Consider the following 21,405-nt stretch of genomic DNA (forward strand, 5'->3'; position numbering starts at 1 on the left):
TTTGATGTTCGCACGAGCAGACAATTAAACCTGACGGCGTTCGATAATACTCTGATTCAGAATGGCCAACAGGCGCTCGGTATCATCCCAACCGATACACGCATCGGTAATACTCTGGCCATAACACAACTCTTGACCTTCAATTAAATCCTGACGACCTTCCACTAAATGGCTTTCTACCATAACACCAAAAATAGCAGTATTGCCCGTCGCCACTTGGCCAGCCACATCTTCGGCAACCACTAACTGACGTTGATACTCTTTACTACTATTGGCGTGGCTAAAGTCGATCATGATGTTGTCGGCAAGCTTAGCTTTTAATAACTGCTGGCTAATTTCAGCGACATGCGGCGCACTGTAATTAGGCTCGCGACCACCACGTAAAATAATGTGGCAATCAGGATTCCCTTTCGTCGAAACGATCGCCGAATGACCCAACTTAGTCACAGATAAAAAATGGTGCGGTGCATTGGCAGCACCTATCGCATCGATAGCGACTTTAATGGTGCCATCGGTCCCATTTTTAAAACCGACCGGACAAGAAAGACCTGAGGCTAATTCTCTGTGCACTTGTGATTCAGTAGTACGGGCGCCGATGGCTCCCCAGCACATTAAATCTGCCATATATTGTGGGGTTATCATATCAAGAAACTCACCCGCGGTTGGCATGCCGCTGTCGTTCAAATCCACCAATAACTTACGCGCAGTGCGTAAACCATCGTTGAGTTTAAAGCTGTTATCCATGTAAGGATCGTTGATAAGCCCCTTCCAACCCACTGTGGTTCTTGGCTTTTCAAAATACACTCGCATCACGATTTCGAGTTGATCCTTATAACGCTCACGCAGCGCAACCAGACGTTGACCATATTCCAACGCCGCTTTGGGATCGTGGATAGAACAAGGCCCAATCACCACTAACAGGCGATCATCAGTTTTAGCCAGAATATTGTGGATACTATTTCGCGCATTAAACACAGTCGCAGAGGCTTTTTCAGAAGCAGGAAATCGTTCTAGAATCGCGATAGGAGGAAGTAACTCTTTTACTTCTTTAATGCGAACGTCATCATTTTGGTAATACATAATTTTACTGCTCCAACTCTGGTGTTTTAGGCTATTTCTATCGCTGCGATAAGGGATCTCAACTGCAATACTGAGTTCAATTTATCGAGTCTCAAGCGCCAATGCAACCAAGTTGTCTCCATTTCAAAAAATCAAATATAACTTATTGTTTTAATATATTTTAAAAAAATCAAAATTCAAATATGCCAGCTAACTCACAGCCTTGATGAACAAAATCGAATATGGCGGATAAAAAGCAGGCGGGAAATGCTTGCGGCAAGTATGAGTGAGCTATCCATGCCTGTCAGCTAAGGTGTTAACGACTAAACGCTTGAATGAGTGCAATTGATGCCAGCCCTCTATGCAAGAGAACTGGATGCTAGATAGCCGGCCAACACTAATGGTGCAGCATGACTTGTAACTTGTTCTGATAACGGTGACGCTCTGAATCATCGCGGCTCAAAGCTAGCGCTTTTTCCATATTCAGTTTGGCACGCTTTTCATCCCCCAGCGCCCAATAGGTTTTTGATAAACCGAAGAAGAATTCATGCCGATAATCGGCCTTAGCCAACGCCCTTTGATACCAAGCCAAAGCCTCGTCGTATTGATGCTCATCAAAGGCTTGCTGCGCCATATCATAGTAATAATAGGGATTATGTATCCTTGCTAATTCAAGCACTTTATTAATTTCGGCCCATTCATCAAGCCGCCCCTGATCCCCTAAAATCAAAGCTAAGTTATAAAGCGTGGTTAAATTTTTCGCTTCAAATTTAAGGGCATAGCGATACACCTGTTCGGCCCGTTTCTCATCCCCTTTATGCCGATAAATGATGGCGAGCGTATTGAGTGAGGGCACAAACTGACCGACGTTTAAACCCGCTTTGATGAGGGCATAGGCTCTGTCTAAATCGCCATTCACTAAAGACTCTGCCGCCATGTTGTTGTAAAACATGCTGATTAAGGTCTGCTTATTCACTCGGGTCTTACCATATCCTCGTAGGGCGCGCTCAGGCATAAAGTCCACTAAGATTGCCGAAGATGACACATAGACTGAATGCAAATTCTCTGGCGGAAGTAAGCGTAAGTTCACATGACCATTGATTAAATAAAAATCCCCTTGCTTGTCCCATACGGGTTCAATGGCAATATCTTGATACTCAGCGCCCACATTCAATATGTCCGCCAGCGCAGAAGTCATTACCACTAAGGACATGCAATTCCCCGCCCTTTGGGCGTAGGTTTCACGGGCAATTTGGGTCAGGTTATCTTGATAGCGAAAATCAATTTTAGCGCTATTGGTTTGACTGGCATTGATATAACTGGCTAACCATTCGTTGGCTAACATGGCGTTATTGTGGGAAAAAGTGTATTTGTCATAGCTACGTTTTACGTCTGTCACCACCTCTGGCGGCAAATAAAAAATATCCGCAACTGAAGGAATATCAGCTACAGGGGAAAACAGTGAATCGGCAAGTAGCGACTCAAGATCAGATGGATCAGGCTCGATGGTCGTCGAGCTACAGGCAAACAACTGACTGAGTGCAGCGCCCATGATGGCACTCAGGTATACGGCTCGGAATAGTTTCGACATATGTCCTCCCACACCATTAGCTCCTATTTGAGCTTATTACAAATGGCGAAAAAGACGACATAAAATGGTTACAAAAAATGACAATCGCTATCGTTCAAAAATAATGGCAAGTGATTTAGCAAGTTAGTTACTGCGAAGGTCGATCAACCTCTATGTATAGCTCGCGCTGCTGGTAATGGTATGGCCGATAGTTATGTTCTCCACAGGTGAAATAGCGATAGGGCTTCATCACAGTAATACAACCTAAAGGTAAAGCCTGCAGAATTTGGATCTGCTGCTGACGACGCAGCGACTCCTGCCACTCAAAATCCTTGAGCACTTGATCGCGCACAGCAAAGGCATCGACAGACTCACTCGAGCGATTAACTATGACTTCTCCTGCTAAGGCAGATACTGATATCAAGCCAGAAATGACGATAAGACTGAGTCGCGTAAATTGACCGACAGCTGTGGCATTTAAACTCATAGTTCACTCCTTTATTCGTGCAGTAAATGGTGCAGGTAAATAATGCTGCAAGGAAACAGTAATACTCGGCAACCGACTTATGCCTTCCCCCTTAAACTACTTGAGCTTCAACCATTGCGATGACCCATATAAAAAGCAGAGCCTAAGCTCTGCTTTACTATCCCTCGATCCACGCTAGGCATCAAGTTGAATCACAATTAATTCGCCAGTTTACTTAGCCAGCATTTTTAACCGTAACAAACTCTGGATACGCATCGATACCGCAATCAGACGCATCCATACCATTGTATTCTTCTTCCTCTGTCACACGGATCCCCATGGTTTTCTTAATCACATACCAAACCACAAAGGATGAACAGAATACCCAAGTAAAGATGAAGGCTGCACCGGTCAACTGCCCAGTAATAGTCGCATCAGCGTTGGATAATGGCACACACATTAGACCAAGGAAGCCAGCCACGCCGTGTACTGAAATCGCGCCCACTGGATCGTCAATCTTAATGCGATCTAAGCCCACAATCGAGAACACCACCACGCCGCCCGCAACTAAACCAATCACACCCGCCATTAACAGTGAAGGTGAAAGAGGATCTGCCGTAATCGCCACTAAACCCGCCAAAATACCGTTGAGTATCATGGTTAAATCCGCTTTACCCCAAATCATCTTACACACGATCAGCGCAGAGATAGCACCGAACGCCGCCGCAGTATTGGTATTAACAAACACTTTTGCCACTGAGCTCGCATTCGCCGCATCCGACACCATTAATTGCGAGCCACCGTTAAAGCCAAACCAGCCCATCCACAGAATAAACATACCTAAGGTTGCCATCGGCAAGTTAGAGCCAGGGATAGGATTCACTTGACCGTTAGGGCCATATTTACCCTTACGCGCACCGAGCAATAACACACCCGCAATCGCCGCCGTCGCACCTGTCATGTGCACAATACCGCTACCGGCAAAGTCCACAAAGCCCAGTTTAGAGATAAAACCTTGGCCCCAAGTCCAATACCCTTCTACTGGATAGATAACCGCTGTCATCACCACAGAGAAGAACAGGAAAGCCCATAACTTCATCCGTTCCGCCACAGCGCCAGAGACAATTGACATCGCCGTTGCCACAAACACCACTTGGAAGAAGAAGTCAGATTCTAATGCATGGCTCGCATCTGATGATTGAGAACCGATTAAGGTACCAATCGATGGCAACCAACCCCCTTCAGTGTTATCCACATACATGATGTTGTAGCCCACCAGCAGATACATCACACAGGCAATCGCGTACAACACAACGTTCTTCGTTAAAATTTCAGTGGTGTTTTTAGAGCGAACTAAACCCGCTTCTAACATGGCGAATCCCGCCGCCATCCACATAACTAACGCACCAGAAATCAAAAAGTAAAAGGTGTCGAGTGCAAAGCGTAGTTCAGTGACTGTGCCGCCTAATTTTGTTAATTCTTCCATTGTCAGCCCCTTATAGCGCTTCTGTATCGAGTTCACCCGTACGGATACGGATAGCTTGTTCTAAGTCGACGACGAAGATCTTACCGTCGCCAATTTTCCCCGTATGGGCCGCAGTGGTAATGGCCTCAATCAACATGTCGAGATTTTCAGCCTTAGTGGCAATTTCTAGTTTTACTTTTGGCAAAAAATCCACCTGATACTCGGCGCCACGATACAACTCTGTGTGCCCTTTTTGACGGCCAAAACCTTTAACTTCGGTCACCGTCATGCCTTCAATACCTATTCCGGCGATAGCTTCACGGACATCATCCAACTTAAATGGCTTGATGATAGCGCTGACTAGTTTCATCCTGACCTCCAAAAAAACGCGATTGTTATTAACTTGTATCAAAGGTAATTCAATCATTAGGCCAACAATTTAACTTACTGATTATTTTAAACTTTAACTAAACAAGGTTATTTTAAAAGGTTAAAAATGCACCATGATCGAGCACAAACAAGTGCAACGCACTCTTTTAGTGAGCAGTTTAAGTGCAGCAGCTATTCGACCTTAGGCCTATTGGTAACAAGGTTAAATTGGGGTCTACTGGGGGAAGCGTAAATCGAGATGAAACCTGAGCATCACAGCACAAGCTCTTAGACAAAAGCGAAGATCATCACTAAGACAATCATCAAGCGCAGAAGGAAGGCCCGATGTTAAAACCCGAAGAATGTGTTCTCGTTATCGTCGATGTGCAGGGAAAACTTGCACAAATCATGGATAACAGTGACAAGCTGCACCAACAACTACAGACCTTAATCCAAGGTGCACAATTATTTGAAATACCCATACTGTGGTTAGAACAGCTACCCGATAAACTCGGAGCAACCAGTCCAGGGCTTCAAACCTTGCTGGAGAAAACCGGCTCCCCCATTGCCAAGCAACATTTTAGCGGCTGGCACTGTGAAGAGTTTGCGCAGGCACTCACTAAGACGGATCGCAAACACGTCATACTGGCGGGCATTGAAACCCATGTGTGTGTTTATCAAACCTGTTGTGACCTTATAGAACAGCAATATTCGGTGCATCTCGTCGCAGATGGCGTCTCGTCACGCAGTGCCGATAATAAACAACTGGGTATTCAGATGATGACGGCCAGAGGCGCCTTATTAACTAACGTGGAATCGCTATTATTTGAATTACAACATCAAGCCCAAGGCGAGCGCTTTAGGGCATTATTAAAACTGATCAAATAGCAATTCACTCCTTGGCTCTAATGAAGTAAACAGCCCTTGGTTCAGGCATGACGTTGACATTCACTCCCATAAAAAAGCCCTCGCTGAGTCAGCGAGGGCTTTTGCTTACATGAGGGGTTAGCTCAGGTTAAAAACAATTTGTTAAACACTATTTATAAGTGGCTTCGCGTTTTTTCGCTTCTTCATCCCACTTAGGTAACATGTCTTTCTTAAATGCTTCTTTCTCTGCATTCATTTTTTCCATGTCCATACCTAAAGCGGCTTGTGCCTTGGCTTTAGTAGAAATATCAGGGATCGCGATAGGATCTGTGATGCTTTTCTTCGCTAACAATTGCGCTAACTTAACCCGCGCATCTGCCGCTTTATCTACCGCTGTGCCTAGGATACGTAAGACTTCTTCAGGGGCATGCGCAGCAGCGCCGTGTGAAGCAATCGCATAGTCCCAACGCCATTGTGAATGACGGATATCGGTTAGAATGGGCTTCATTTCCGCTTCAGTTGCACCGGCTTTCCAAGCGGCCGCAGCTTCAAAGTGCGCTTTCACTAGTTGCGCTTCGGCGCGGCCTTTTAGCTCTTTCACTTTAGCTTTACGTTCGTTGGTCAAGCCGACTAAGAACTCTTTACTTTGGCTGTGGCACGTCGCGCAGGTTTCTTCAAAACGATCAAATGGGTTACCCACTTTATGATCTGTGTACTTACGGCCCTTGTCGTTGGTCACTTTTGGCATGTGACAATCAACACAGCTCACATCATTCTTACCATGAACACCGAGTTTCCAAGTTTCATAGCCAGGATGCTGCGCTTTTAACATAGGGGTTTTTGACAGCGCATGCGTCCAATCTGAGAACTCAATACCGTCGTAATAGGTTTCCATTTGCTCAACGGTTGTGCCCATATCCCAAGGGAATTTAACAAAACCTTTTCTGCCTTCTTTTTTCTCGAAGTAGTATTCAACGTGGCACTGACCACAGACCATTGATTGCTTGTCTTTTTTAGACGCTTTGGCAAAGGGTGTGCCTAATGCTTCCATACCACGTTCAGCAAAGGGGCGGGATATACGCAGTTTTGGCGTGCCTTTTTCATGGCAGTCACCGCAGCCTATGGTGTTCACCACTTCTGGGCCGCCTTTTGCCCATTTGCCTTTGAAGTAACCATCTTCGCCTTGTTCTTCAATCAAACGCGGCACATCTGGGCTCTTACAACTCCAACAAGCCATCGGCATTGGGCCATCTTCCGCGTTGGTGGGTGCGCCAGTACGCAGAGTGTTACGCACATCCGTAATGGCGTACATGTGACCACGTGGTGCGTTGTAATCTTTAGCAAAACCATAACCTGCCCACAGCACGACTAAGCTTGGGTCCGAGGCCAACACATCGGTATTCTCAGTGCTTTTATCTGTGTCATGCCAACTGGCGTATTGATTAGCAAATTTGTCTTTATAAACTTCGTTACGAGGCTCTGTTTTATCACTGGCCATTGCGCCCGCCGCCATGAAGCTGGCGGCAACCAGTGCACTCAGTGCAAAGGACTTACCTGTCATCTTCTTCATCATCTCATCTCCGCGTTGCATTATTGTTGTAAAATACGACATCTCCATGATCAAAGTTAGTGACTAAACCCTGCTAAAAATATACCTCTTAGGGGGTATCTGGGTTGAAGTTTGCGCTAGATCAAAATGTAAAGGTGTTGTTGTTCACATTTTTATGCTTTTGTTAATGTATTACATTATTTTCTAATGTAAAAACCACTGCAAAGTGCCATAACAGCGGCCATTAAAATGAATAGCGGATTAATGAAACGAGGCAGTCTAACCTCAAAAGTTCTAGGATTGATGCTAGTACTCATTCTGCTCTCTAGCAGTTTATCGACCTTTGCTATCATCAATTTGTCCTACAGCTTGGGCGATGCTAAGGCAATTAACGCCTCGGGTTCTTTGCGGATGCAAAGCTACCGGCTGATGTTTTACGCCAACTCTGGCAGTGATGCCGCGCAGGACAAAATCACCGAATTCGAAAATACCCTCTATTCCGATACATTAAAGCCTTCGGACAGTTGGTTTAGCCCACGGAAGATTGCCGATCAATATCAGCTCGTGATCGATAAATGGCTGGTAATGAAGTACTACATAGAGCAAGAAAACTCCCGCGATTATGTAGCGTCACTAAAGGACTTTGTCGATACCATAGATTTACTGGTACTGGAGATGGAGCATCACGCCGCCTTTAAACTCAGGCTCCTTGCTGCCAGCCAAATATTAGGCTTAAGCGTCATGCTGATTATCGCCTTTGTGGCGGTGCGTTTTACTAAAAAGAAAGTGGTGATCCCGCTGCAAAAACTAATGGAGTCGGCGAATACCATTTCTAAGGGCAATTTTGAAATCGAAATGCCCGAAACCGAATATATCGAACTCACTGCGCTCACCCATGCCCTGCAAAAAACCGCCAAGGAACTCGCCATGCTTTATGGCGATTTAGAGTCGCAGGTGGCAGAGAAAACCTTAGCACTCACTCGGGCTAACAATGAGCTGGCATTTCTATACGATAACCTGCTGACATTAAACGCGAATAAGCTCGATTATAAAGCGCTCAGAGCGGCACTGAATCAGTTAAAAGGTTATGAGTCACTCGACTACCTAAGACTGATTATCCAGTATCCAGAGCAAGAGCTTGAAGTGATTGAGGCCGATGGCGGCTGGCCAGAGGTAACTCAAAACAGCACCCGTTTCCCGCTGCAATTTGAGCAAGCGAATCTGGGTTACTTAGAGTTGATTGCCGATCAAACACCGAATATCGCGCTATTTAATAATTTCGCGATTATGCTGACTCGCTCAATTGTGATCCACAACGCCACTGAGCAAAGACAACAACTGGCGCTGATGGAGGAACGCGGCGTAATCGCACGGGAATTACACGACTCCTTAGGTCAAGTGCTGTCCTTCCTTAAAATCCAAATTAGCTTATTACGCAAAAACTTAGATCACAGCTGCCGCAACCCTACCGTTGAGGCTCAATTAACCGAAATCAATGAAGGCGTGAGCACTGCCTATGTGCAGCTCAGGGAATTGCTGTCGACCTTTAGACTCACGATTAAAGAACCCGATCTAAAAAGTGCCTTAGAGGCTATGCTTGAGCAGCTCAGAACCAAGACGAGTATCAAGATCACCTTAGACTATAAACTTGCACCACAATGGCTAGAGGCAAAGCAACATATTCACATACTGCAGATCACTCGGGAAGCGACCTTAAACGCCATCAAACACGCCGAGGCCAGCCTCATCAATATCCATTGTTATAAGGATGACGAGGGCATGGTCAATATCAATGTTTGCGATAACGGCATAGGTATTGGACATTTAAAAGAACGAGATCAACACTTTGGCATAGGGATTATGCATGAGCGAGCCAGCAAACTTTCAGGTAAAGTCGTATTTAGCGACAACGAGATAAGCAGATTTAAACCTGCTACGGCAACCACGATTGAGCAAGGATGCAACGAACAAGACGATACACTCAAGCCTAACCATTCATTCAATCTTGCGCAGCACAGCAAAGGTTCAAGTGGTACTAGAGTGACGCTTATTTTCCCCTCTCAACAGGAGCCTTCAAATGGGTAAACCTTATTCCGTACTTGTGGTCGACGACCATCCCCTCTTACGCAAAGGCATCTGCCAGCTCATTGCCTCAGATCCAGACTTCAGCCTTTTTGGCGAAGCCGGTGGTGGTTTAGATGCATTAACCGCCGTCGCCACCGATGAGCCCGATATCATCTTGCTCGATCTGAATATGAAAGGCATGACAGGCCTAGATACGCTCAATGCCATGCGCCAAGAGGGCGTCACCTCGCGCATAGTGATACTCACAGTTTCCGATGCCAAACAGGATGTGATCCGTTTATTACGCGCAGGAGCCGACGGCTATTTGCTCAAAGATACTGAGCCCGATTTACTGCTCGAAAAACTCAAAAATGCCATGCTTGGCCACAGAGTTATCAGCGATGAAGTGGAGGAATACCTCTACGAGCTAAAAGATGCGACCGATGAGCAAGAATGGATTTCGAGCCTGACGCCAAGGGAGCTGCAAATTCTAGAGCAACTGGCGGAAGGCTTAAGTAATCGGATGATTTCAGAGCATTTACACATTAGTGAAGGCACAGTCAAAGTGCACGTGAAAAACCTACTGCGCAAAGCCAATGCCAAGTCGAGAACCGAAATGGCGGTACGCTACCTTAATCAGTAATACCTGAGTTTAGCGAGGTATAGCGCAAACAATAAAGGCAATCCTATGATTGCCTTTATGTTTTTATCGAACAGGATTTGAATGGACGATTACAGACCTTTCTCGATAAATGTCTGCCAACTCAGTAGCGCCAGCTCAAAGTCCTCTAAGCCACAATAGGCTTCAGATTCAGCATCATAGAGTGACATCGCCTCTTCTAATTCATACTCTTGCTCGAAACCTAACGTATTCGCAAACACCCGCGCCTGCTCACGCTCTAACTCTAAGGTGAAATCATTACCGACGAGACGCCATGCACCGCGTTTATCGGTTTGAATTTCTCTAATAATGTCTAACACTTGCTGAATTTTGGCTAACTCAGGCCCTAATTCTTCTGTAAACCATTGCCCCAGCACTTCATGATCCATGCTAAAGCTGGCCAGAAAAGTGCCGGTTAAACTGTTACGCCGAAATTCGTATTCCATTTTATTGTCTCTTTGCTCTAAGCCTACTAATGCTAATTTTAACCTATCCTTGCCGAAGTTGCTCGCCCCACGCAGCACAGCCGATTTAATACCAATCGTACAAAATATCTGTTCATTCAGCGGGAGTTCAACGCGCTTTAGACAAGGCGAAGGCTTGAAGCCTTAAACGCAGTATAAAGCGCGTTGCCATGCCGTTAACATCAGCCGCCCTTCGGGAGCCACACAGGCATCCCACTCCCGTGTTGCATTGGCTTAAAAGGGAATAACCATTCCTGCCTTGGATTGAAATACCTGTGAGGCTCTGAACTGATTAGATATTTAATGTGATTGGTATAACTCTATTGGCGTTGGCCTCATATCCGTTAAGCACAAGTACTGACTTCATTTTCATGGCAAAATCAGTTAGCTTGTTTGTATGATTTTGAAAGTTATATGGAATGCGATATGCACGAAGGATTTATCTACAGTTTAGTGCTAAGCGGCGCCCAAGCGGGTTCCACCTTAAGCTTGGAACAGATCGAAAAATGGGATCCGCAGGATGGTCTACTCTGGTTGCACCTTCGCTATCGCAATAAAAAGGCGCGCCACTGGATACTCAATAGCGGCCTGCCGAAGGTCGAGAGTGATGCCCTACTCGCCCAAGATACTCGCCCCCGCGCCGTTATCGCCGGCGAAGGCATATTGCTCGCGTTACGCGGCGTCAACCTCAACCCCAATTCAGCTCCCGAAGACATGGTGGCCGTGCGTATTTATGCCGATAAACAGCGGATCATATCCACCTGCGATCGCGAGTTACAGTCGGTCAAAGATGTCGCCGAGCTGATCCTTGAGGGCAATGGGCCTGCAACTACGGGCGACTTTATCGTCGCTGTCTGCGAGCGACTCACTAACCGTAAAGTCGAGTTCATCGATAAGTTAGAAGAACAACTCTCTGATTTAGAAGAGCTCGTTGTCTCGGGCAATGTAAAAGACTTACGCACAGATATCGCCGAACTACGCCGCCAAACTGTCGCCATTCGCCGCTATTTAGCGCCCCAGCGTGAAGCCTTTTCAAAAATGATTTCCGAGCAAGTTAGTCTGTTTAACGATTCGGAGCGACTTAAACTCAGGGAAACAAATGATAAGCTTATCCGCACCATTGAAGATCTCGATGCCCTGCGCGATAGGGCGAATGTGACTCAGGAAGAATTACTCAGCCAACAATCGGAACAGCTCAATAAACGCTTATATTTCTTATCTTTAGTGTCGGCAATTTTCTTACCATTAGGCTTTTTAACCGGCTTACTCGGGGTCAATATTGGCGGCATACCGGGCGCCGACAACACTTGGGCCTTCGCCACCTTCTGCGGCATATTAATCTCACTCGTCGCCCTACAAATGGCACTGTTTTATCGATTTAAGTGGTTATAGCCACCTTAAAAACAACAACGCCAATCGATTAGGATTGCGTTGTTTTCGTTCATTCTTATAAGCTGAATGTTATGAGCTAATGCTTATGCTCTAAGCGGGCGATTATGTCGTCGGCAACTCAAACACATGAGTCATGACTTTATAAAGCTCTGTCCCTTGGTGCACAGACGCCGAAGCAAAATGCAAAATCGGCACGCAGTCCTGCGGCAAACTGACCGTCTTTAGCTCATCTGCCGTACCGTATAAATCCATACGCAGTAAATTCACTAAGGGCTGTCCCGCAGTCAGTGGCTCACCCACAGGCGCGAGGTATTCCACTAACCCTGAACTTGGCGCGTGATACTTTTTATAGTCCTTAAGGTAACAACCAAAGCGCTGCATTTTAGCGGGCGCAACAGTTTCAGCGATCACGCCGCTGTGGCTTAAATACGCCAAAATCCCTTGGGCATCAACCAACGCATCCTCAAGACAGACGCGCTCTTGGCTCGCCAACTCCAAGGTTAACGCTGACACAGCAACGGCTAAATCTCGCCCCTGCGCTTTTGCAAAATCACTTAATTGCCACCAAGGACAAAACGCTGCCTCATCCATAGCACCACCAAAGGTGTTGGGGATAACAAGCGTATAAGGGATCGACAAAAACTGCGCGGCAGCTAAGTCATATTCAGGACAATACAAGTGCTTACAGGATTTAGGACCCGTATGCAGATCGAGCACTATATCCGCGCCGTGGGCCATAATCTGCAGATTAACCGCAAGCCTATGCCCGGTTGTAATGCCCCATTCATGCCGTAATTTTTGCTGACAGGCTTCAACCAAAGTACTGCGATAAGCTTGGATCAGCTCGCTATCACTCAACTTGGCATGTTCGCTATACCAAGTTGGCAAATCGATAGCATGATTCAAATACTCACGATTCCAATTCGCCCCCGTAATAGGATCAAATCGGCCAAGGGTAAACTCACCACTTTTTTGGTTGATCCCAAGAGGATTGGCAAGCGGCACTAAGGTGATTTCGCCGCGGATGTCACAGTGTTCGAGCTGCTTCATCAACTGATAAATCACCGCATTACCTTGCACTTCAGCGCCGTGGACATTGGCCTGAATATACACTTTAGGGCCAGTCGCCTTATCGTCGCTCGGCTTAAAATGGTAAATAGGCAAGGTAAGCGCTTGCCCTGCGGCAAGCTCGCCAATTTGCAGAGACGATGTTGTCGGCAGCATATTAAGCGCCTTCGAACAGATTTTGATGCAGCGATTTCACCACTTGCGCCGCTTCCGATTCTGCCACTAACACACACAGATTATGTGGGCTGGCGCCTTGGCAAATCATCCGCACATTGTGTGGTTCTAACACTTCAAACACACGGCGACAAATACCTGGCGTGGTCGCGATGCGGTTACCGATAATCGCCACTAAGGCCAAACCGTCTTCGACGCGCACCCGGCAATGCTGTGATAATTCTTGCAACAATGCCTCACTCAACAAACCTTGGCCACTTGAATCTGAGCCAGTTTTATCGAGGGTTAGAGACACGTTCACTTCTGAGGTGGTAATTAAATCCACACTGATCTTATGTCGCGCCAATGTCGCAAAGGTTTCCGCTAAAAAGCCCTGTGCATGCAACATTTGCAAGCTGTGAAGATTTAACAGGGTTTGGTCGCGGCGCAAAGCCACAGCGCGGAATACGGGCGCATCTTCCACTTGATGACGGATCCAAGTCCCGCCCTTTTCAGGCTCTTTACTTGAACCCACAAACACTTGAATTTGTTGACGAACAGCAGGAAGAATGGTCGCAGGATGCAATACCTTGGCACCAAAGGTCGCCATCTCGGCGGCTTCATTAAAGCTGATCTCGGCAATCGGAAAGGCATTGGGCGCAAGGCGAGGATCGGTTGTATAAATCCCTACGACATCGGTCCAAATCTCGACCGCTGAGGCGCGTAGCGCTTCGGCTAACAGCGCAGCAGAATAATCACTACCACCGCGGCCTAATGTGGTCGTTTGACCTGCTTCATCGGCACCGATAAAGCCTTGTGTGACAATCACTTGTTCCGCTAATAGTGGCTGAAGATAATCACGAGCTAAAGTCGCAATCTGCTCAACCTGAGGTTCCGCGCGGCCAAAGTGGCTGTCGGTACGTAATACTCGGCGTACATCGAAGGCGCTGGAGTTAACACCTTTCTCGCGGATGACTGCTGAAAACAACGCCGAAGAACATTGCTCACCGAGGGACAACAACTCATCCATGGTCGCTTTGCTGCGTTGTGATGCGAGCGCGTCACTCAATACTGACATGCGACTCAATAATTTATCTAATGCGGCGGCCACATCGTTAGGACGACCGAGCTTATCTAAAATCGCGTATTGAATTTGGGCAATTTGTTTTAATCGCTGTAATCGACCATCGTCGTTGATGGATTCTTGAGTCAATTCCACTAACAGATTGGTCACGCCACTCGATGCGCTGACCACGACTAAACGGCAATGAGGATTAGCTAACACTATGTCGGCACAGCGATTCATAGCGTTATAGTCGGCGACTGAGGTGCCACCAAATTTTGCGACAACGAGGGACATTAGCGCACCTCCGTGAAACACGTAGGGCAAGAAATAAACGCAGATTGAATAAAATATTGATTAACTAACATGATCACACTCCGAACTAACTTCGTTCGAAGAGCCTGGTGCTCAATGATAACGCACCCCAAAAGAAGGGAAACAGCAATCGTCACCAGAAGCTCTCCACCAATTACAGGTGACAATCGTCAGGATTCAGCCTGAGCGACCGACATAAACATGCAGCAACCATATCTATGCCTCGGCGTTAATCTCCCTCATCAGTCATCGCTGGAGTTTGTGCTCCTCTGACCGACTACCTAGTTAACGCTCCTCTTCTGTTCCTTTCCTAGGAAAGGGACGAAAAAAGTAGCAATAAACCCCTAATGAAGTCAATGCTAATTTCATAACAAATGAATAATTTAAATAAAATCTTTTGAAAACAACTAAGTGCTTAAATCGGGTAACTCGTATACCAACTGCACATAATCACTAAATTTGCCTAAACACACTTCATCATGTCCGGCCAAGGTGCAAGGCACTAAGCTCACATCCCCTTGTTCGACCACATAAATCGCGTATTGATTAAATTTCTTCCCCAATTGCAGCGCCATCGTTCTATCGATAAACACGGCCCAGCTTTTTTCCATGTGGGATAAATCCGGCGCCGCGCCCACTAAAGCACGATAGGGACTGCCGAGTAATTCAATTTCACGGAGAAGTTGGCGATCGAGTAAACGGTTTTGACTGGGAGAAAGCAGCTTTGAAGCGGGATTATGAGCGGTAATAACAGCAAAGGAAAAATCACAGGATAATGCTTGAGTCAGCAAAAATAACGGCGCTTGGTAACATTGCCACAAATCTTGAGTCTTATTGTCCATTGGTAGTCTAATCGAAAAATGAACCCAGGCTAGTGTAGCAGAGTGATTGTAAAATCCAAAGAGGCGTGAACTGGCTCACAGGAATGGCAAATACATTAGTTATACTAATCAATAGCTAAAGTAAATATCATGGTAAAAAACCCGACTCACCTAAAATTTGTTAACATTTCATTTGTTAACAAATGACTAAAACGAGTACAATGTACGTACTGGTGAGTTGAAACAGATTGAGCAAGATGCTTATCGTTCAATACAGTTTGTTACATATATCGCTTTAAGTAACGTGAACTGACCGGGCATCTGTTTAAAATGTGTTCTACATTTGATTTGTCTTTTAAACATTTAAAAAAAACAATAGTTAAGGAACTTATTCTAACTATTGCTTATCGAAGTTGGTACTGATTACGTTTTCTCGTATTACACTTAAACGTGCACTTAATCTACATCCAGATATAGATGTCACCGTAAAGATTTTCCTTTTGAGCACAAAGCAGTTCAAGGAAGTATCAACGCTTTTATGAATATAAGAGCCCGAAGTAAGTTGCTCTTATTGGTTAGTATAAACTGATTAAAATTTAGGTAAATAATATGCAAAATCCGCACATTCTGATCGTTGAAGATGAAGCCGTTACCCGTAACACGCTGAGAAGTATTTTCGAGGCAGAAGGGTATGTGGTAACTGAGGCCAATGATGGCGCAGAAATGCATAAGGCTATGCAGGAAAACAAAATTAACTTGGTCGTTATGGACATTAACTTGCCAGGCAAGAATGGCCTGTTGTTGGCACGTGAACTACGTGAAATCAACAACATCGGTCTGATCTTCCTGACAGGTCGTGACAACGAAGTCGACAAAATCCTTGGACTTGAAATTGGCGCGGACGATTATATTACCAAGCCGTTCAACCCACGTGAATTGACGATTCGTGCTCGTAACCTTCTGACTCGCGTCAACAGCGCTGGTGCCGAAGTCGAAGAAAAGAGCTCAGTAGAATACTATCGCTTCAACGATTGGAGCTTAGAGATCAACAGCCGTTCATTAGTGAGCCCACAGGGTGAATCTTACAAACTGCCACGTAGCGAATTCCGCGCTATGCTGCACTTTGTTGAAAACCCAGGCAAAATTTTGACTCGTGCCGATCTACTGATGAAAATGACTGGCCGTGAACTTAAGCCACACGATCGTACTGTAGACGTGACTATCCGTCGTATCCGTAAGCATTTCGAAAGCTTGCCAGATACGCCAGAAATCATCGCGACTATCCACGGTGAAGGCTATCGCTTTTGCGGTAACTTAGAAGGCTAATTGCCCGCTAAGCGACACCCGCATTAGCAACAGGATTGATTCGATAAGCATCAATTCACAAAAAAACCAGATCCTAGGATCTGGTTTTTTTATGTCTAAAATTTAGCGAATCAGATTAATAGGCGACGCTTACAGAGTTAAGAGTCAGGCTGATGGCAAAGCCGATGTCCAAAATAGAGACGAAAATCTTCTTATAAAACAGCAGTATAATTATAAAACAAGCTCCACCTATCAGCGCTAATGAGAGCGAGTGATGTAAGAGCGAAACAAGGAGCGAGCCTACAACGTATGGCATACGCAAGCAGGCCCGCTCTCTATCTCGCGCTACTTAGCGCTTTTCAGCTGTCTATCGAGGAAATCCGCTAATGAGCGGTATAAGTGATTACGCACTTTCTCGCCACGCATCGAATGTTTAGATCCCGGATAATCGATCATCTGGAATAATTTGCCTTCATCCTGCAGCGCTTTATAAACCCGAGTGCTGTTTTCAAACAAGACGTTATCGTCAGCCATGCCGTGATACATCAACAGACCTGCTTGATAGTTTTTCACGTAAGGAAACACGCTGCTGGCTTCATAACCCTTTTCATTACCTTCGGGGTGACCTAAGTAACGCTCAGTATAATGGGTGTCATACAAGCGCCAGTCGGTCACAGGTGCGCCCGAAATCGCGGCTTTAAAGTAATCCGGCGCCTTAAATAAACTCATCAAGGCCATGTAACCACCGTAACTGTGGCCGTAAATCGCCACATTATCGGCATCGACAAAGGGCTGACTCCGTAAATAATCCACCCCCACTTTTTGATCATTCACTTCAGCTTCGCCCAAATGACGGTAAATCACCTGCTCGAACTGAGTGCCTCTGTGGGCACTGCCGCGGTTATCTAATTGGAATACCACATAGCCTTGTTGCACAAGATACTGGGTAAAGTAGTCCTGCTCGCTCCAACTATTGGTCACTAACTGGGCGTGCGGCCCACCATAAACCCGCACTACGACAGGGTATTTCTTGCTTGCATCGAAGGGAACGGGTTTGAATAAGCGGGTTTGCAGCACTTGGCCATCTTCGGCTTTCAGTTCACCAAATTCAGGGATTTGCCACAGCCCTGCATAATCATATAAAGGATGACCTTGCTTAACCGCATTTTGCTCGACCCAAGCCAGTTGCTGGCCCTCGTCACCGTGTAAACTGATTTGCGGTGGCTGAGATAAGCTGTTGAAATAATCCAGATATACGCTCTGATTATCGGCGAAAACAGGATTGTGCATCCCCGCTTGCTTGCTCACGCGCTCAACCTTGCCGCCCGCTAAAGGCACGCGATAAAGCTGTTTTTCAATTGGCGTGTCTTTACGGCCGGTGAAATACACCCAGCCTGCGGTTTCATCTATGTATTCCAACTCATCGACAGCCCACTCGCCCTTAGTCAATTGTGTTTTGAGTTTACCTTTTAAGTCAAAAAGATACAGATGATTAAAGCCGTCACGCTCAGATGCCCAAATAAAGGCAGACTGCTGTTTTAAGAAATGCAGATCGTTATTGAGGTTTACCCAAGCATCACTGCGTTCTTTCACTAAGGTTTTTGGCTTAGTCAGCGCATCTAACGCCACTAACTGCAAATCGAGCTGATGTTGATCTCGGCTCTGCCACTGGAACGACAAGTGTTTGCTATCGGGCAACCAATCGACACGCGGCAGATAAATGTCTTTGCTATTCTCTTCGCGCAGGCTCACCCAATTGATGGCCTTATCTTTTAGCGTGACCACACCTAATGCGATGTCGACGTTGTTTTTACCTGCGGCAGGATAACGCTGCTCGGTGAGTTTAATACCATCGGCATAGATCTCATTGCGCGTCACTTGCTCGACCGCAGATTCGTCGATACGGGTGAAGGCGATAGCCGATTCATCGGGCGCCCACCAGTAACCGGTCATGCGATCCATTTCTTCTTGAGCGACAAACTCGGCCATGGCATTTTTAATTGCCCCGCCGCCATCGGTCGTCATAGCTTGGAGTTTTTTCGTCGCCAGATCTAACACATACAAATTTTGATCCCGCACGAAAGACACAAAATGCCCCTTGGGCGATAAGCGTGCATCTGTAGCAAACCCTTCGCCAATCGGCAATTGGGTCACGCTATTGTCGACGAGGGAAAAATAATACAGATTGCCAGAGGCCGGAATTAATAGCGCTTGGCTATCATCGGCCCAGAAGTACTCCATAATGCCTTCGCCATAAATACGTTGGCGCTCGCGGCGGGCTTTTTCTTCATCGGATAATTCATTTGTCGCAAGTTTATCGGCATTTAATAGCAGGCTCGACTCACCGGTTTTGACATCCATCTGCCAGAGATCATAAAAACTTTGATTATCTTTACGGCCAGCAAGATAGGTAACCCGCAGCCCATCGGGTGACAATTTTAAGCCACGGGGACTGGTGCCCGCTAAGGCAGGTGAGGCATTCATTCGCTCAATCGTCAGTGGCAGTTTGCCACCTTCCATTGCCAAAGCTGGGGTGGTTGTTGAAATCATAGCTGTCGAAATCATGGCCATTTGGCTCGCTATCAGTAGGGGAACGGCGCGCACCTTAAGTGAGCACGCAGGGAACCAAGTTAACCTATTTTTAATCATTATTATTCCTTGGAAGTATAATCGCCTAAGATGTCAGCGATTAAAAACAAGCCGACATTGTGCCAGAGGCAAACCCCAAATAGAAATAGCATGCAATATACAGATACAAATTAGGAGCATCTCGTCGGCTCAGTCCAAATAATCCCTAAAAGCCCTAATATTCGCTAAAAGCATCAGCAACATCGCTGAAATTGTCGACTAACTGAGTTATCATTCGCGGCAAATAACGAAATTGACCTCATTGTTGAACCTCTAAAGGACATAACATGCAGACTCTGACCCAGCACCTGACCTCACAGGCAGTGAACGACTCCCTCTCCCAGCTGATTTTAACCTTAGCCGACACCTCAAAAGCCATTAGCCATGCCGTTCGCCACGGTGCGCTAGCAGGCGTGTTAGGCGCGACTGAGCAAGAAAACGTCCAAGGTGAAACCCAGAAAAAACTGGATATCATCACCAACGACATGCTCAAAGATGCATTAAAAGCTGACGGTACAGTGCGCGGTTTAGCGTCGGAAGAAGAAGATCATATAGTTGAAGTCAGCCAAAATGGTCAATATCTGGTGTGTTTCGATCCACTAGATGGCTCATCTAATATTGATATCAACTCGTTAGTCGGCACGATTTTCTCTATCCTGCCCGCCCCTGCTGGCGAGTTGACTGAAACCAGCTTTTTACAATCTGGCCGTGCGCAATTAGCCGCAGGTTATGTACTTTATGGTCCATCGACCATGCTGGCATTAACCACAGGCCAAGGCGTGCAACTCTTTACTTTGCACCCAGAAACCAATGAGTTTTTACTGACTAACGCCGCCATGAGCATTAGCCCAGATACCCAAGAGTTTGCCATTAACATGTCGAACCAACGTTTTTGGGAAGCGCCAATGCAGACCTATATTGCCGATTTACTGCTCGGTAAAATTGGCCCACGCGAAAAATCATTCAACATGCGCTGGATTGCGGCCATGGTCGGCGACGTACACCGCGTGCTATCACGTGGCGGTATTTTCACTTACCCAACCGACAATAAAGATCCTAAAAAACCGTACAAACTGCGCTTGATGTACGAAGCCAACCCAATGGCCTTGTTAGTCGAACAAGCCGGCGGTAAAGCCTCAACGGGTTATGAAACTATTTTAGACATTACCCCAACGCATATTCACCAGCGTGTTGCCGTTATCCTAGGCAGCAGCAATGAAGTCGACGCTTGCCTGAGCTATCACGGTCTTGATTACAGTGAAGAGCCCAATCCAGAAGTGTAATTCTTGCGTTGTTAACGCTTAAACTAAAAAAGCCACTGATTACAGTGGCTTTTTTATCGATTCGCAGAATGCGACATTTTGATTTTTGATGCGACATAACCGACGAAGGAATTGCGGCCTTACGGCCGAGGTGAATCTTCCAACAGCGTTCCATCACTGGGATAGAGAACCCATAACAACACACTACAATCAAAGGCTGGATTTGAAAGCTCAATTCAGGCCAGAGCATGAAGGCTGTAACACAATACAAAGTGCGCACTATGGCATGGACTATGGCCACCTTTTGCGCCGCTATCACGCCATAAACCAACCACATTAAACCTGTCTGCACCGCAAGGGCGAAAGGCAATGCCAGATAATTTTCCATGAAGAATGGAATGCTGATAGCAAAGGTCAGGAAACTCATACCCACTGCGGCTATAAACACGTTATCAAACCAATTACGCTCATGCTTTTTCTTGAACGACATGTTCTCACCGGTTAGCCGAGAAATGCCCATGGCTAAATAGACGATTGAACCCGTTCCGATAAATACCGCCATCACCAAATGTGAAGGCGATAACATAAAACTTAATACAAATAGCAAGATCCACACTATCATGCCAGATAAGGGCATAGCCAAAGCACGTTGTTGACGGTATTCGATTAACTGTTGATCCAATGATGTGTGTTACATGATTAAGCCTCCTTGTTTAGATGACTTAAGTATCTACGCTAATAATCCAACACGGCAGTGTGTGTTGTCAGCAATAGACGATGACAAATGTCACCTCTTTCAGCAAAGTCCTAGAAAGTGTAAAAACGTGGCCCCCTGTTGCTGAATTTACTTTGGTATCAGCTTGA

18 protein-coding genes and 1 riboswitch are annotated in these 21,405 nt (G+C 46.1%); of the genes, 6 read left to right on the forward strand and 12 right to left on the reverse strand.

Annotation, left to right across the window (positions count from 1 at the left end):
- Positions 1-24: 24 nt before the first annotated feature.
- The 5 genes from aroG to KV201_RS00590 form a co-directional block, all read right to left on the reverse strand.
- Complete coding sequence (aroG, locus tag KV201_RS00570; RefSeq protein WP_006080149.1) at positions 25-1,080, reverse strand: 3-deoxy-7-phosphoheptulonate synthase AroG; 1,056 nt, start codon at positions 1,078-1,080, stop codon at positions 25-27.
- 376 nt (positions 1,081-1,456) lie between these two features.
- The gene (locus KV201_RS00575; protein ID WP_012588580.1) at positions 1,457-2,650 is read right to left on the reverse strand and encodes a lipopolysaccharide assembly protein LapB; all 1,194 of its coding nucleotides are present in this window, start codon (positions 2,648-2,650) and stop codon (positions 1,457-1,459) included.
- 127 nt (positions 2,651-2,777) lie between these two features.
- Positions 2,778-3,116 (reverse strand): hypothetical protein, encoded by a 339-nt coding sequence (locus KV201_RS00580; RefSeq protein ID WP_012090222.1) that lies wholly within the window; start codon positions 3,114-3,116, stop codon positions 2,778-2,780.
- A gap of 214 nt (positions 3,117-3,330) precedes the next feature.
- Positions 3,331-4,581, reverse strand: coding sequence for an ammonium transporter (locus tag KV201_RS00585; protein WP_006080145.1), 1,251 nt, complete (start codon positions 4,579-4,581; stop codon positions 3,331-3,333).
- Between the two features lie 10 nt (positions 4,582-4,591).
- On the reverse strand, positions 4,592-4,930 hold the full coding sequence (locus KV201_RS00590; RefSeq protein WP_006080143.1) for a P-II family nitrogen regulator: 339 nt from the start codon (positions 4,928-4,930) through the stop codon (positions 4,592-4,594).
- 344 nt (positions 4,931-5,274) lie between these two features.
- On the opposite strand from KV201_RS00590, the gene KV201_RS00595 reads away from it, so the two are divergent.
- The gene (locus KV201_RS00595) at positions 5,275-5,817 is read left to right on the forward strand and encodes a hydrolase (RefSeq protein ID WP_107403670.1); all 543 of its coding nucleotides are present in this window, start codon (positions 5,275-5,277) and stop codon (positions 5,815-5,817) included.
- 148 nt (positions 5,818-5,965) lie between these two features.
- Here the strand turns inward: KV201_RS00595 and nrfA are convergent, their stop codons facing one another.
- The gene (gene nrfA, locus KV201_RS00600; protein WP_226058227.1) at positions 5,966-7,369 is read right to left on the reverse strand and encodes an ammonia-forming nitrite reductase cytochrome c552 subunit; all 1,404 of its coding nucleotides are present in this window, start codon (positions 7,367-7,369) and stop codon (positions 5,966-5,968) included.
- 225 nt (positions 7,370-7,594) lie between these two features.
- Between nrfA and narQ the strand changes: the two genes are divergently transcribed.
- Positions 7,595-9,430, forward strand: a complete 1,836-nt coding sequence (gene narQ, locus KV201_RS00605; RefSeq protein WP_226058228.1) for a nitrate/nitrite two-component system sensor histidine kinase NarQ — start codon at positions 7,595-7,597, stop codon at positions 9,428-9,430.
- Positions 9,423-10,052 (forward strand): response regulator, encoded by a 630-nt coding sequence (locus tag KV201_RS00610; protein ID WP_006084162.1) that lies wholly within the window; start codon positions 9,423-9,425, stop codon positions 10,050-10,052. The genes narQ and KV201_RS00610 overlap by 8 nt, the downstream gene beginning before the upstream one ends.
- Positions 10,053-10,141: 89 nt before the next feature.
- Here the strand turns inward: KV201_RS00610 and KV201_RS00615 are convergent, their stop codons facing one another.
- Positions 10,142-10,516, reverse strand: coding sequence for a YacL family protein (locus KV201_RS00615; protein ID WP_226058229.1), 375 nt, complete (start codon positions 10,514-10,516; stop codon positions 10,142-10,144).
- Between the two features lie 444 nt (positions 10,517-10,960).
- Between KV201_RS00615 and KV201_RS00620 the strand changes: the two genes are divergently transcribed.
- Positions 10,961-11,926 (forward strand): zinc transporter ZntB, encoded by a 966-nt coding sequence (locus KV201_RS00620; protein ID WP_012588585.1) that lies wholly within the window; start codon positions 10,961-10,963, stop codon positions 11,924-11,926.
- Positions 11,927-12,028: 102 nt separating this feature from the next.
- Here KV201_RS00620 and KV201_RS00625 read toward each other — a convergent pair whose 3' ends face one another.
- The 3 genes from KV201_RS00625 to KV201_RS00635 form a co-directional block, all read right to left on the reverse strand.
- Entirely contained in the window at positions 12,029-13,150 is a 1,122-nt protein-coding gene (locus KV201_RS00625) for a succinylglutamate desuccinylase/aspartoacylase family protein (protein WP_226058230.1), read from the reverse strand.
- Between the two features lies 1 nt (position 13,151).
- A complete protein-coding gene (gene lysC / locus KV201_RS00630) occupies positions 13,152-14,507 on the reverse strand; it encodes a lysine-sensitive aspartokinase 3 (protein ID WP_226058231.1) in 1,356 nt (451 codons plus the stop codon).
- A 150-nt stretch (positions 14,508-14,657) separates the two neighbouring features.
- Positions 14,658-14,832: riboswitch (Lysine riboswitch) on the reverse strand.
- A 100-nt stretch (positions 14,833-14,932) separates the two neighbouring features.
- Entirely contained in the window at positions 14,933-15,367 is a 435-nt protein-coding gene (locus tag KV201_RS00635) for a DUF3293 domain-containing protein (protein WP_071939948.1), read from the reverse strand.
- 588 nt (positions 15,368-15,955) lie between these two features.
- Here KV201_RS00635 and arcA point away from each other — a divergent pair.
- On the forward strand, positions 15,956-16,672 hold the full coding sequence (arcA, locus tag KV201_RS00640) for a two-component system response regulator ArcA (protein ID WP_006080127.1): 717 nt from the start codon (positions 15,956-15,958) through the stop codon (positions 16,670-16,672).
- A gap of 324 nt (positions 16,673-16,996) precedes the next feature.
- On the opposite strand, the gene KV201_RS00645 is transcribed toward arcA, so the two are convergent.
- Positions 16,997-19,300: a S9 family peptidase gene (locus KV201_RS00645; protein WP_226058232.1), complete on the reverse strand. Its 2,304-nt coding sequence runs from the start codon at positions 19,298-19,300 to the stop codon at positions 16,997-16,999.
- A 266-nt stretch (positions 19,301-19,566) separates the two neighbouring features.
- Here KV201_RS00645 and KV201_RS00650 point away from each other — a divergent pair, with 266 nt between their 5' ends.
- A complete protein-coding gene (locus tag KV201_RS00650) occupies positions 19,567-20,562 on the forward strand; it encodes a class 1 fructose-bisphosphatase (RefSeq protein ID WP_226058233.1) in 996 nt (331 codons plus the stop codon).
- On the opposite strand, the gene KV201_RS00655 is transcribed toward KV201_RS00650, so the two are convergent.
- Positions 20,477-21,223 carry a hypothetical protein gene (locus KV201_RS00655; protein ID WP_226058234.1) on the reverse strand — a complete coding sequence of 249 codons (747 nt, stop codon included), beginning with the start codon at positions 21,221-21,223 and terminating at the stop codon, positions 20,477-20,479. The two genes, KV201_RS00650 and KV201_RS00655, sit on opposite strands and share 86 nt — an antisense overlap.
- Positions 21,224-21,405: the final 182 nt, after the last annotated feature.

Source organism: Shewanella sp. SR1, assembly GCF_020447145.1.
In the GTDB taxonomy this organism is placed as follows: domain Bacteria; phylum Pseudomonadota; class Gammaproteobacteria; order Enterobacterales; family Shewanellaceae; genus Shewanella; species Shewanella baltica.